This is a genomic window from Micromonospora sp. WMMD987 (assembly GCF_029581435.1).
GTDB lineage: Bacteria > Actinomycetota > Actinomycetes > Mycobacteriales > Micromonosporaceae > Micromonospora > Micromonospora rifamycinica.
Window position 1 is genome coordinate 1,428,189 of the sequence record NZ_CP120861.1, and the last position, 12,997, is coordinate 1,441,185.

General features: G+C 72.3%; 10 protein-coding genes. 7 read left to right on the top strand and 3 right to left on the bottom strand.

Translation table 11 applies throughout. The features are described from left to right. The first annotated feature begins 117 nt into the window (after positions 1–117). From O7612_RS06350 to O7612_RS06360, 3 genes are read left to right on the top strand one after another with little or no spacing between them, the layout of a single operon-like run. Positions 118–921, top strand: coding sequence for a sugar phosphate isomerase/epimerase (locus O7612_RS06350; RefSeq protein ID WP_282271285.1), 804 nt, complete (start codon positions 118–120; stop codon positions 919–921). Continuing rightward, positions 921–1,883 carry a Gfo/Idh/MocA family oxidoreductase gene (locus O7612_RS06355; RefSeq protein WP_282271286.1) on the top strand — a complete coding sequence of 321 codons (963 nt, stop codon included), beginning with the start codon at positions 921–923 and terminating at the stop codon, positions 1,881–1,883. Before O7612_RS06350 ends, O7612_RS06355 begins: the two co-directional genes overlap by 1 nt. 25 nt (positions 1,884–1,908) lie before the next feature. Further along, complete coding sequence (locus O7612_RS06360; RefSeq protein WP_282271287.1) at positions 1,909–2,904, top strand: Gfo/Idh/MocA family oxidoreductase; 996 nt, start codon at positions 1,909–1,911, stop codon at positions 2,902–2,904. 91 nt (positions 2,905–2,995) lie between these two features. On the opposite strand, the gene erm is transcribed toward O7612_RS06360, so the two are convergent. After that, entirely contained in the window at positions 2,996–3,799 is an 804-nt protein-coding gene (erm, locus tag O7612_RS06365; protein WP_282271288.1) for an ErmE/ErmH/ErmO/ErmR family 23S rRNA (adenine(2058)-N(6))-methyltransferase, read from the bottom strand. Positions 3,800–4,218: 419 nt separating this feature from the next. Here erm and O7612_RS06370 point away from each other — a divergent pair, with 419 nt between their 5' ends. Next, on the top strand, positions 4,219–6,291 hold the full coding sequence (locus O7612_RS06370) for a RiPP maturation radical SAM C-methyltransferase (protein ID WP_282271289.1): 2,073 nt from the start codon (positions 4,219–4,221) through the stop codon (positions 6,289–6,291). Continuing rightward, on the top strand, positions 6,284–6,457 hold the full coding sequence (locus O7612_RS06375) for a hypothetical protein (protein ID WP_282271290.1): 174 nt from the start codon (positions 6,284–6,286) through the stop codon (positions 6,455–6,457). The genes O7612_RS06370 and O7612_RS06375 overlap by 8 nt, the downstream gene beginning before the upstream one ends. 7 nt (positions 6,458–6,464) lie before the next feature. Here the strand turns inward: O7612_RS06375 and O7612_RS06380 are convergent, their stop codons facing one another. Next, on the bottom strand, positions 6,465–7,982 hold the full coding sequence (locus tag O7612_RS06380; protein WP_282271291.1) for an AMP-binding protein: 1,518 nt from the start codon (positions 7,980–7,982) through the stop codon (positions 6,465–6,467). Positions 7,983–8,256: 274 nt separating this feature from the next. Between O7612_RS06380 and O7612_RS06385 the strand changes: the two genes are divergently transcribed. After that, complete coding sequence (locus tag O7612_RS06385) at positions 8,257–10,170, top strand: ABC transporter ATP-binding protein (protein ID WP_282271292.1); 1,914 nt, start codon at positions 8,257–8,259, stop codon at positions 10,168–10,170. Continuing rightward, complete coding sequence (locus O7612_RS06390; RefSeq protein WP_282271293.1) at positions 10,167–11,951, top strand: ABC transporter ATP-binding protein; 1,785 nt, start codon at positions 10,167–10,169, stop codon at positions 11,949–11,951. The genes O7612_RS06385 and O7612_RS06390 overlap by 4 nt, the downstream gene beginning before the upstream one ends. A 101-nt stretch (positions 11,952–12,052) precedes the next feature. Here the strand turns inward: O7612_RS06390 and O7612_RS06395 are convergent, their stop codons facing one another. Beyond that, positions 12,053–12,946, bottom strand: a complete 894-nt coding sequence (locus O7612_RS06395; protein ID WP_282271295.1) for a glycosyltransferase family 2 protein — start codon at positions 12,944–12,946, stop codon at positions 12,053–12,055. Positions 12,947–12,997: the final 51 nt, after the last annotated feature.

Below are 12,997 nucleotides of genomic sequence, written 5' to 3' on the forward strand. Positions count from 1 at the left end.
GCCCGGGTGCGACGTCCGGCCGTCGCGATGTTGACCAGTGCTGGACGTGACCCTACTGTCGCCTCAGTAGCACCCGACGGTCCATCGCCGTGCCGCGAGGACGAGCTAAGGGGCGGCATGCAGGTTTCCTGTTCCACCATCGGGTTCGGCGCGCTCCCAGTCGAGGACGCTCTCGGCCGGATCGCCGCAATCGGGTTCACCGAGGTCGAGGTCGGCGTTCTCGGCGATTTCTGCCCGCATCTGGACCCATTGGCGTCCATCGTTGAAACGGTCGACCGGAGCGCGGCGCTGTTCGACCGCTACGGGCTGCGCCCGGTGGCGTTGAATTCGGCGCCCCGCATCTATTGCGACGACCCGGCCGACCCGGACCAACTGCTCCGGGTCGCCGCCCGCCTGCTGGAGCTGGCCGCCGGTCTGCGCTGCGACCTCATCCTGGACGTCGGCGAGCGGGAGGAGACCGACGCCGGACTGCGCCGGGCCGCCGCTGTCGCGGGCGAGGCGTTCCGCCGGGGCCGCGACCGGTACGGCGTCACCGTCAGCGTCGAGGCGCCGCACCGCGGGATGAACGCGCAGACCGTCCCGGAGGCCCTCCGGCTGCTGGAGCTCGCCGGCGAGGACGCCCTCGGCATCACCTACGACACCAGCCACGCCACCTGCGGTGGGGTGCCGGCGGCGGAGGGACTGCGGTTGATCGGTGACCGGATCGTCCGGGTCCAGGCCCGTGACCACCGGGGCGGCGACGTCCACCACACGCCGGGCGACGGCGAGTACGACTGGCCGGCGCTGGCCCGCTTCCTCACCGCGAACCCCCGACCGGTCTGCCTCGAGCTGGAGTTCGACGGTCGGCTCACCGCCGACGAGGTCGCTGCCGAGAGCGGTCGCGGCCGGGAGTTCCTGCACCGGCTGGTGCGGTCGTCGTGATGCGTGTCGGCGTCGTCGGCTGCGGCCGGCATGCGACCTCGGTGCTGCTCCCGGCCCTGGTCCAGCTCGGCTTGGACGTGGCCGCCGTCTGCGCCCGGCGGTTGTCCTCCGCGCAGGCAGCGGCGGCGAGGTTCGGCGCGCGTGCCGCCTACGCCGACCCGGCGGAGATGCTCCGGCGCGAAGGGGTGGAGGCCGTGGTCGCCTGCCTCCCACCGCAGGTGTACGGCGAGGTGGTCCGGGCGTGTGTCGACGCGCGGGTTCCCGTCTTCGCCGAGAAGCCGGGGGCCGGCGGATCGGCCGAGGCGGGCCGGCTGGCGGCGCTCAGCGCCGAGGCCGGTGTCCCGGTGATGGTCGGCTACATGAAGCGGTTCGCGCCGGCCTACCGGCAGGCCCGGACGGCCATCGCGGATCCGTCGTTCGGGGCACCCTCGCTGGCCACCTTCACGTTCGTGATGGGTGACATGGGGGTCGGTATCGACGGCTACCTGGTCGACAACCCGGTGCACCACCTCGACCTGGCCCGGTTCCTGCTCGGGGAACTCCACGACCTGCACGTGACCCGGGGACGCAGCGACGGCGGTCGGCACGCGCTGTCCGTCGCCGCCCGTGCCGAGTCCGGCGCGGTGGTCAGCCTGCAACTCGGCACCACCGGGAGCTGGCAGCATCACAACGAGTCGGTGGAGGTGTTCGGGTCGGGCAGCTCGGTCCTGGTCGACAACGTGGACACCTGCGTGCTGCGGCCCCCGGAGGGCCCCGAGCGGCGGTGGCGGCCGAACTACTCCATCCCCGACCAGGTGAACACGACGGTCGACACGATGGGGTTCGGCCCGGCGCTGCGGCACTTCCAGGACGTCGTCCGGGGCACGGCGAGCTGCGAGTCCGACCTGCGCAGCGCGGCCCGGACCCTGGCCCTGGTCGACGTGATCAGCGAACGGCTCGGTCTCGACCGGCCGGTCGGCTAGCAACCACCAGCGGGGAGGCGCTCGGATGAACACACGGGTGAGGCTCGGCCTGGTCGGCTGCGGCAGCCACGCGTGGATGGCGATCCTGCCGGCCCTCCGGTTCGCCCCCATCGACCTCGTCGCCGTCTGCGACACCGACCCGGCCCGCGCCGACCGGGTGGCGCGGGCCTACGGCGCGTCCGCCCGCTACACCCGCCACCAGGACCTGCTCGCCGCCGAGGAGGTCGACGTGGTGGCGGTCGTCGGCCCGCCGGGCCTGCACCACTCGGTGGGGTTGGACGTGCTCGCCGCGGGGCGTCACCTGTTCGTCGAGAAACCCCCGGCGATGAGCCACCGGGCGGCGTGCGAACTCGCCGCGGCGGCCGGTGACCGTCAGGTCATGGTCGGCTTCCAGAAGCGGTACGCCCGCGCGTACGCACTCGCCCGGCAGGCCGCCCTGGGCGCGGACTTCGGGCGGCCGTCGATGCTCCGCCTCAACTACTCCCACGTCCGGACGGCGCCCCTGCTCGACCACCTCGCCTTCATGAGCATCCACGCGCTCGACCTGGCCCGCTTCTTCATGGGCGACGTGGTCGCGGGCGCGGTCCACCTGTCGGTGCGCGACGGGCAGCACGTGATCGCGTTGACGCTGGAGCACTCGTCGGGTGCGGCCTCCATGCTGGCGCTCTCCGCCCTGGAGCCGCGCCTGCAGGAAACCCTCGAACTGGCCGGCGACTCGACCCTGCTCCGGGTCCGGGACCTCACCGAACTCACGGTCGAGCGCGCGGCCCCGGAATGGGCGGACGCCGACGGCACCACCCCGGCCATGATGGGGTCGTGGCGACCGGACTTCACCATCCCCACCGACCACAACAACAGCCTGGTCCTCCAGGGCTACGCCGGTGAGATGATCGAGCTGGCGGACGCCGTGCTCACCGGCCGTCCGGTCGGCGGCAACATCGACGACGCCGTCCAGGCGATGCGCCTGGTCGAGGCGTTGCGCCACGCGCCGCCCGGCTTCTCCCGGCTCGACCTCGGCTGACCGGACCCCGGCGGCCGTGCCGGGACGGCGGCGGGCCGCCGTACCACCGGCGGCGGGTCGGCGGGCACCCGCGCGGTCGGCGGCGGGTCGGTCACCTGCGGGCGTCGAGCGAGGCGAAGATGTCGAGCCACTCGGACGGGTGCACGAAGGCGACCACCCGGTCCCGCTCCACCCCGGCGGCGGCGAACGCCCTGGCGACCCGGGCGGCCGGGAACCGGCGGGCCAGCGAGGCGTACAGGCTGCCGCCGACGCCGGTGAAACCGAGTTCGACCATGCTGTCGTAGGCGCGCAACCTGCCGTGCGGCACCAACGGATCCCGTCGCTGGGTGAGCTGGAGGACCCCCGCGTCGACCTTCGGCACCGGGCGGAACTCGGTGCGGGGGATGCGGCCGCACAGCTCCCACGAGAACAGCGGCCAGGTGCGCACCGTCAGCAGGCTCCAGCGGCCGAAGTCACCGGTCCGCTTCCGTGCGTACTCGAGCTGGGTGATGAAGGTGGCGTTGTCGAGCGCCAGCGCGTCCAGGCACCAGTCGACCACCGGGGCGGTGATCGAGAACGGCACGTTGCCGATGACCTGGAACGGCTCGTCCGGCGGCCGGACGGAGAGGAAGTCGCGGCCGACGACGGTGACGTTGTCGTAGGCGGCGAGCGACCGCTCCAGCCGGGGCAGGAAGACCGGGTCGATCTCGAAGACGTCCAGCTCGCGGCAGCGCGGCGCGGCGGCGCGGCTGATGACGCCCTCGCCGCCCCCGACCTCCAGCACCAGACCGCGTGGATGCAGGTCCGCGAGGTCGACGAACCAGTCGGCGGTCGCCGTCGTACGCAGGAAGTTCTGGGACAGCTCGCGCCGTCTGCGGTCCCGGTCCCGGCGCGGCGGTACCCGGTCGTCCCTCACGTCGTCGATCTCCCCTCGGGTGGCTTCCGGAAGATCACACGATCTCGGGCAAGCAGCGCGCCGACCCGGTCCTGAGGTGGCCGAACGCCGCCCATTTTAGCGCGGCGGCACTCCCGGCCCCGGGGGAACCCCGACGACGGTGTGCCGCGCGTCGTCGAAAGAGGGAGCGATGCCCAGGGATTCGACCAGCGTCGATCGGACCTTGACCGGTAGCAGCTGTTGTGCCACGGTGGGTTGACAAGGCCGACAGCGCCGATCTGCCAGCGGGAACACCCACGCTGTCCGGCCCGGTCCGGTGTATTCCACGGCCTTCGGTCGTCACACCCGGTGCGGTGACACCGGCCGTTTCCCGGTACGGCTCCACCCACATACCACCCGGAGCACCGAGTCACAGTTCCAGACTGAGGAGACGTGGCCACATGGGACAGCCGTCATCGACCGGAAAAGCCAATGTCGTGCTGGTCTCGGCACCGTTCGGTCCACTCCTGCTGCCGTCACTCGGCCTCAGCCTGCTGAAATCCGCCCTCGTCCGGGACAACGACGACGTGAACGTCGACATCCTGTACCTGACGATCGAATTCGCCAAGCGGATCACCCCGCAGTTGTACAACCGCATCACCGACGGCGACTCGACCTGCAATCTCCTCGGTGAATGGGTGTTCGCCGACGCGCTGTTCCCCGGCCACGCCACCGCCCGGGACTACGTCGACAACGTCCTGAGCTTCGGCGAGACCTGGACGGTGCCCTCGGACAACGGCGGCCGGGTGCTGAACGAGGACCTGATCAGCGAGCTGGTGGCCGCCCGGGATCTGGCGGCGGACTTCGTCCGCGAGAGCGCCGCCCGCATCGTGTCGATGACGCCGGACGTCGTGTGCTTCACCACCGTGTTCGACCAGAACATCGCCGCCCTGGCCGTGGCCCGTGTGGTCCGGGAACTCAGTCCGCACACCCCGATCATCTTCGGCGGCGCGAACTGCGAGGGGGTGATGGGCCACCAGCTCGTCACCGAGTTCCCGTGGGTGGACGCCGCCGTGTCGGGCGAGGGTGAGGTCGTCTTTCCGCAGATCATCCGTCGGATTGTCGACGGCGAGCCGTTCGGGGACCTGCCCGGGGTGCGGCAGCGCAAGGCCTCCAACGGGCTGGCGCTCGCCGCCCAGTTCTCGGTCGCGCCCGGTGTCAAGATGATGGACGACCTGCCGGAGCCGAACTTCGACGACTACTTCGTGCAGTTCGCGGCCGCCGGGTTCGACGGGTCCGTGAAGCCCAGCCTGTTGTTCGAGACGTCCCGGGGATGCTGGTGGGGGCAGAAGCACCACTGCACGTTCTGTGGTCTCAACGGTGCGACGATGCGGTTCCGGAGCAAGTCGAGCAGCCGCGCGCTGCGGGAACTCGACACGCTCACCGACCGGCATCCCGGCCTCGCCGTCACGGTGGTCGACAACATTTTGGACTACGCCTACTTCCAGGACATGATTCCCGAGCTGGCCCGCAAGGCCAAGGGCCTCGACCTCTTCTACGAGGTCAAGGCAAACCTGCGTCGACCGCAGCTGGAGGCGCTCTACGAGGCCGGTATCCGGACGCTGCAACCCGGCATCGAGAGCCTCGCCGACGACGTGCTCACCCTGATGCGCAAGGGCGTCCGGGGTCTGCAGAACGTGCAGCTCCTCAAGTGGTGCAAGGAGCTGGGCATCACGGTCTTCTGGAACATCCTCTGGGGTATCCCCGACGAGTCGCCGGACGACTACACCACGATGGCCGAGATGATGCGCAAACTGAGTCATCTGCCGCCGCCCACCTCCGTGCGACCGGTGCTGCTCAACAGGTTCAGTCCGTTGTTCGAGCAGGCGGCGAGCTTCAAACTGGCGAACATCCGGCCGGTGCCCGCGTACCGGTACATCTACGCGCTCGACGACCGGGCCGTGTCCAACCTCGCCTACTTCTTCAACTGCGACTATCTCGACCGGCCGGGCAGCAGCAACTACGCCGCCGAGGTGATCGAGGTGGGCCAGAGCTGGACCGACGCCTACGAGGCCGGCAGCGACCTCTTCTACAGTCTGGTCGACGACCGGACGGTCGTCTGGGACCTGCGCCCGGAGGCGGTGCGGCCGCTGACCGTCCTCGACCGGCCGCTGGCCACCGCGGTGTTCCTGGCCTGTGACTCGTACCGCAGCCTGAGTTCGGTGCACAAGGCGGTGGTGGAGGAGCACCCCGGGGTCGGCGAGTCGGACGTCGAGGACGTCCTGACGCACCTGATCGACCGGCGGCTGGTGGTCACCGACGGCAAGGCGTACCTCGCGCTGCCCCTGCGGCTCGGGCCGTACACGCCCACCGAGCAGACCATGCGGCGGTTCCGGGAGGTGCTGCGCGGCCTGGCCGACGAGCAGGACGGCCGCTTCGTGCTCGGCCCCGACGTCGTCGACCGGGCGACCCTGCCGGGCGGACGCCTGCCCGCGATGACCGGGGTACGCGCACGGGAGGAGATCCATGCCTGATCCGCTGCTGTCGCCGACGGACTTCCGGTTCACCGCCGAGGGGGAACTCGTGGTCGGCGTGACGAACTGGCCGGCCACGCCGCCGGACGACCACCCCGACCAAGCCGCCGGAGCGGCCGGTCCGGCGACACGGACGTCGGCGGCCACGACGGGCGACGACGGGTAGCGCCGCCTCAGTCGAACCCGGCGACCAGGTCGGCCACCCGCCTCCGGTCGACCTTGCCGGTCGGGGTGACCGGAATCCGGTCGACCACCCGGACCCACTTCGGGGTCTTGAAGGCCGCGAGCCGCTCGCGGCAGAACGCGAGCACGGCGCGCTCGTCCAGCGTGACGCCGGGCCAGCAGGTGACGACGGCCACCGGACGCAGCCCCAGCCGGTCGTCGGCCACCCCGGTCACCGCGGCGTCCACGATGCCGGGACAACCGACGAGCACCGCCTCGACCTCGGCCGGATAGACGTTCTCGCCGGCCACGTTGATCATGTCGATCCGTCGTGGTTCGAGGTAGAGGTAGCCGTCCTCGTCCAGGGAACCGCGGTCGCCGACGCTGCGGAAACCGTCGGGAGACGTCGCCAGCCGGGCGTCGCCGCCGAGGTAGACGGTCGCGGGCGGCGCACCCAGACTGCGCAGGAACACCGTGCCGACGGTCCGCCGGGGCACCGGTCGCATGGCCTCGTCCAGGATCCGGATCCGGGTGTAGAAGCCCCGGCCCACCGTGCCCGGCCGGGCCAGCCACTCGGTGCCGGACGCGACGGTCAGGCCGAGCCCCTCGGTCGCCCCGTAGATCTCGAAGACGTGCTCCGCCCCGACCCAGTCGATCCACCGTCGTTTGACCGACGGCGGGCAGGACGCCGACATGTGCAGCACCGCGCGGAGGCTGCCCAGGTCGGCCGGATGCTCGTGCAGCCAGGCCGCCATGTGCTGGAGCTGGAACGGGGTGGCCTGCATCCACCGCACCCGTTGCTCCTCGATCAGGCGGACGGCGATCGACGACGCGTACCGGGACGGCACGACGAGCCGGTTGCCGTCGACGAGACCCCGCACGAAGAACGTCAGTGGGGCGGCGTGGTGCAGCCGCCCGGTGACCAGTTGGGTCTGGTCGGCCCGCCACGCCAACCTGCTGGTGACCTGGAGGTGCCGGTGGACGGGCGGCCGGCGCAGCGTGGTGTCCACCACCAGCTTGGGGCGTCCGGTGCTGCCGCCACTGGTGAGGACCAGCGCGTGCGGGGGCAGGGCGGCACGCCGCGCCGCTCCGGCCGGCGCCGGCAGGTACCCGGGCGGACGGCGTTCGTCGACCGTGCCGTCGCCGGCCGCCGGCACGACGAGGCCGACACCCGCGGCGCGGAGTCCCCGGCGCACCGCCGCGTGCTCCCGCCGGGGTGCGGAGGGGTCGACCAGCACGACCGGGAGCGCCGTCCGCAGGGCGGCGACCAGCCAGAGCAACGCGGCGACCGTCCGCCCGGCCGGCACCTCCACGGCACACGGTCCGCCGGCCCGGGTGGTGACGACCTCGTCGAGGCGCTGCGCGAGCCGGGCGGTGCGCCGGTCCAGATCCCGCCAGACGAGGGTGTTGCCGGTGGAACCCGGGTCGATCACCAACGCCTCGGCGGACGGCACGGTCAGGGCGGCGGCCCGCAGCGCGCGGTCGACGACGGACCCCCGGTCCGACGCCCCACCCACGGAGCCGGTCATGAGCGTCGCCGTCCCCACCCTGTCGCCACGGTCGTGCCTGCCGACCTGATCCCCCGACCCTATGCACCGGCCGGTCGACCGCCAAGACACGACGCCCGCCGGCCATCGACATCCGTCTCGCTGGCGGGACGCGCCGCCGCGTCTTCCCCGGACCCGGCGGAGCGCGCCGCTGCGGTAGTGTCCCGCGTGGACAGTGCGCCGGCCGGGACACCGCCGCCGGGCGCCGCCGATCCGATCACCGCACGACGATCCACACCGCACTTCTGGAGGACGGGTGCCGACAGCCGACCAGGTGGCGCGCGGCGAGGAGAAGACACGCCCGCCGTGGCGGGGATGGGGTCGGCGGGCCCGGCGACGCGTCGAGGCCGGCCGGCAGCTGGTGTACCTCAGCCGGTACGCCGGACGTCCGCTGGTCGCCGCGCTGCTGTCGGTGCACGTTGTCGCGGGACTGATGCCGATGACGTTCGGTGTCGGCGTCGGGTTGGCCCTGAGCAGTCTGGCCGGCGACCCCGACCGGTCGGCCGCCACCGGCTGGCTGGCCGTCGCCCTGGTCGCCTTCGTCGTCCAGCAACTGCTGGCACCGCTGCAACGTGCCCTGTCGCAGGTGGTCTCGCGCCGGATCGACAGCTACTGCATCGCCCGGTACACCGAGGACGCCGCGATCCGCGCGTCGCTGCCGACCCTGGAACGCGCCGACGTGGCCGACCTGCTGAGCCACGCGGAGGAGGAGTTCGACACCTGGATACTGACGCCCGGTGGAGCGACCGAGGGCGCGCTGGCGCTCGTCGCGCGGTACACCCAGCTGGTCAGCGCCGTCACCGTCGCGGCCGTCACCGCCGGTTGGCCGGTGGCGGTGGCCGCGGCGACGGTGGCCCTGGTCGTCCGCCGTGGCCACTCGAAGGCCTTCCACCGCTGGGGGCGGCTGATCGTCAGCTTCGAGCCGGTCCGGCGACGGTTGACGTACCTGCGCGAACTCGCGACCACCACGCGGGCGGCGAAGGAGATCCGTACCCTCGGGCTGCTCGACTGGCTGGACCAGCGCTACGCGGACGCGTCGCGCGACTACCTGGATCCGCTCTGGTCCTGGCGTCGCCGGGTCTACGGGGTGCCGTTCCTGGTGTACGCGGGCCTGGGGCTGATCGCGACGCTGGCGGCGTTCCTGCTGCTGGCCGGTTCCGTCGGCGCGGCCGGCGACGCCCCGGTGGCCGAGGTGGCCATCGGCGTGCAGGCGGTCGCCATCTGCGTCCGCTTCGGTCAGATGTTCCCCGAGTCGGACATGAAAATGGTGCACGGCCGCGCCGCCTGGGAGGCGATCCTCGCCTTCGAGCGGCTCTGCCGGGAGCACACCGCCGCCGACGACGCCGGGCGGACCCGGGTGGTCACCACGCCCCAGCGGCTGATCGCCCTGGAAGGGGTGACCTTCGGCTACCGACCGGACCGGCCGGTGCTGCGCGGGCTGGACCTCCGGCTGCCGGTCGGCACCTCGACCGCGCTGGTCGGGGTGAACGGCGCGGGTAAGACCACGCTGGTCAAGCTGCTGGCCGGTCTGTACCAGCCGGGCGGCGGCTCGGTCACCGTCGACGGGGTGGACCTGCGCCGGGTGGACCCCGAGGCGTGGCAACGGACGTTCGCGGTGGTGTTCCAGGACTACGTGCGCTACGAGGCCACCCTCCGGGAGAACGTGGCGATGGGCGCGGTGGAGCACCGTGACGACGACGAGGGCGTCACCGCCGAGCTGCGCCGGGTCGGGCTCGGCCACCTCCTCGACGAGCTGCCGCTCGGCCTGGAGACGCCGCTGACCCGGGCGCTGCCCGGCGGGCGGGACCTGTCCGGCGGGCAGTGGCAGCGGGTGGCGCTCGCCCGGGCGCTGTTCGCCGTGCGGCACGGGGCGAGCGTGCTCGTCCTCGACGAGCCGACCGCCCAGCTCGACGCGCGCGGCGAGGCGGAGTTCTACGACACCTTCCTCGACCTCACCCGGGGGGTGACCAGCCTGGTCATCTCGCACCGCTTCTCGTCGGTGCGGCAGGCCGACCGGATCGTGGTGCTCGCCGACGGGCGCATCGAGGAGGCCGGCAGCCACGACGAGCTGGTCGCCAGCGGTGGCCGGTACGCGGGGATGTTCGCCGTGCAGGCCAGTCGTTTCGTCGACGGTCCCGCGACGTCGACGCCGTCGGGAGGACCGGCATGACCACGTGGTTCGGGCTCCGGTGGCTGCTGCGCCTGGCGTGGCGGCTCGACCGACGGCGTTTCGTCATCGGGATGGGGCTGCTCCTGCCCGGCGCGCTGGCCACCCCGGCCGTCGCCCTCGCGCTCAAGAAGCTCGTCGACGCGGTCGTCGTCGACGCCCCCGGCGAGGCGGCGGCCTGGGGCGCGGTGGCCGCCGTGGTGCTGCTCTGCGAGCTGATGCTGGGACACTTCGCCCACCTCTACTACTTCGAGCTGGCCGAGATCACCGACCAGCGGTTGCACCGGGAGCTGCTGCGGGCCGCCAACGGGTCCAGCTGGCTGGAACTGGGCGACGACCCGTCCTTCGGCGACCGGGTCGACCTGGTGCGTCAGGATGTGCAACGGATGCGGGCCGGCATCATCGGTGGCCTGCCGATGGCGGCCCTGGCGGCCCAGCTGGCCGTCACGGCCGTGGTGCTCGGCGTCCTGTCGCCGCTGCTGTTGCTGCTGCCCGTCGTGGCCGTGCTGCCGGTGGTGTTCGGCCGGCGCGCGGAGCACCTGCTGGAGTCGGCGCGGGAGCGGACGGCACCGGTGACCCGGACCATCCGGCACTACCGGCGGCTCATGGTCGATCCGCGTTCCCAGCAGGAGATCCGGCTGATGGGCAACGCGCGGTACCTGCTCGGCAAGCAGGCCGAGCTGCTCGCCACCTACCAGCGGACGATGAACGCGGCGCAGTGGCGCAGCGCCGCGTTGCGGCTGGCCGGGCAGCTCGCGTTCGCCCTCGGGTATGTCGGCTCGGTGCTGTACGTCTACCAGCTCGCCCGGCGGGGTGAGGCCACCGTCGGTGACGTCATCCTGGTGGTCACGCTGGCCACCCAGATCGCCACCCAGATGGCGGCCGGGCTGGACCTGTTCGGTGACGTCTACGCCTCGGCCAGCGGGGTGCGTCGCCTGCTCCAGCTCCGGGACGAGTCGCGGCAGCGGTCGGGCGGCTCCGGCGCGACGCCGCTCGCCGTCGAACGGATGGCCGACGGCATCAGGTTCGACAACGTCAGCTTCGCCTACGCGGGCAGCGACCGGAACGCCCTGCGCGACGTCGACCTGCACCTGCCGGCGGGCACCTGTGTCGCGCTGGTGGGCGAGAACGGCGCCGGCAAGAGCACCCTCATCAAGGTGCTGACCGGCCTGTATCCACCGACCCGGGGGCGGGTGCTGGTCGACGGGGTGGACCTGGCGGGGACCGAGGTGACGTCCTGGCGGCGACGGACCGCCACCCTGTTCCAGGACTTCGCCCGGATCGACCTCACCCTGCAACACAGCGTGGGCATCGGGCACCTGCCGGACGTGGACTCCCGCGAGGCGGTCACGGCGGCGATGCACCGGGCGCGGGCGACGGCCCTGCTGGAGCGGATCGGCGACACCGGGGCGCTGATCGGCAGCGGCTACGGCGACGGTACCGAGCTGTCCGGCGGGCAGTGGCAGCGGGTCGGGTTCGCGCGGGCGGTGATGCGTACCGAGCCGATGCTGTTGTCGCTGGACGAGCCGGGGCACTCCCTCGACGCTCTCGCCGAGCAGCAGGTGTGTGACGCCTACCAGGCCACCGCGCGGGAGGTCGCCGCCCGCGTCGGCGGGGTCACCCTGTTCGTGACGCACCGCATGTCGACGGTCCGTCTCGCCGATCTCATCGTCGTCCTCGACGGCGGTCGGGTGGTCGAGCGGGGCACGCACGACGAACTCGTGGCCGCCGGTGGCCGGTACGCCGAGCTGTTCCACCTGCAGTCGCGGGCGTACACGGAATGAGCGGACCGCTGGCGACGGGGTGAGGACGTCGGCAAGAGTGAGCGGGACAACCGGCCCCGGGTCCGCCGACCGTGGCGGGTGCCCGGGGCCGGTCGCCCCGGCTAGGACCCGGTGGTCTGACCGACCGCGCCGGACAGCCGCAGCAGCCGCTCGGCGTCCGGGTCGTCGGGCGCGGCCTGCGCGAAGCGTTCCGCGTGCCACCGCGCCTCGTGCGCGCGGTCGTTGCGGATCAGCACCTCGGCGAACTCCCGGTGGAAGTCGGGGCCGCGGTCGATCGCCCGCGGGTACCGGTCGCCGTACCGCTTCCAGACGTCGTAGGCGGCGAGCAGGATCGGATCCTGCTCGCCGGTGAGCTGCGCCGCGGCCTCGCCACCCGGCTGGCACACCGCCCGGTACTCGGCCAGCGTCCGCGCGTTGCCGACGCTGCGGTGCCCGGCGGCCAGGAAGCGCCACATCAGCTCGGTGTCGTCGCCGACCCGGAACGTCTCGTCGAAGCGCAGCTCGCGCAGCACCCGGGCGCGGAAGACGCTGAAGCTGGGCAGGATGTACGACAGCTCGCACATCGCGTCGATGGTGTGCGGGAAGACCCAGTCCGTCTGGTCGAACAGGGGGACGGACTCCCCACCCGGGGTGTGGCACATGCCGTTGTCGAGGACCATGTCGGCCTCGGGGTGGCGCTCCAACACGTCGACCTGGCTGGCCAGATAATCGCGGTGCCAGATGTCGTCACTGTCGAGCAGCGCGATGTACGGCCCGGACGAGGCGTCGAGGCCGGTGTTGCGGGCGACGGGTGGACCGCCGTTCACCCGGCTGATGACCCGTAGCCGGCTGTCCTGCCCGAACCGTCGGGTCAGCTCGTCGGCGGTGCCGTCGGTCGAGCCGTCGTCGACGACGATCACCTCGATGTCCCGGAGGCTCTGACCGAGGACCGACTCGACGGCCTGCGGTACCACCGAGCGTCGGTTGTACGTGGTGATGACAACTGAGGCGCGCACGCGCAACCCCGCCCCCTCCGTGTCGGTGTCCTGTCCGGACGGTCGCGGAGG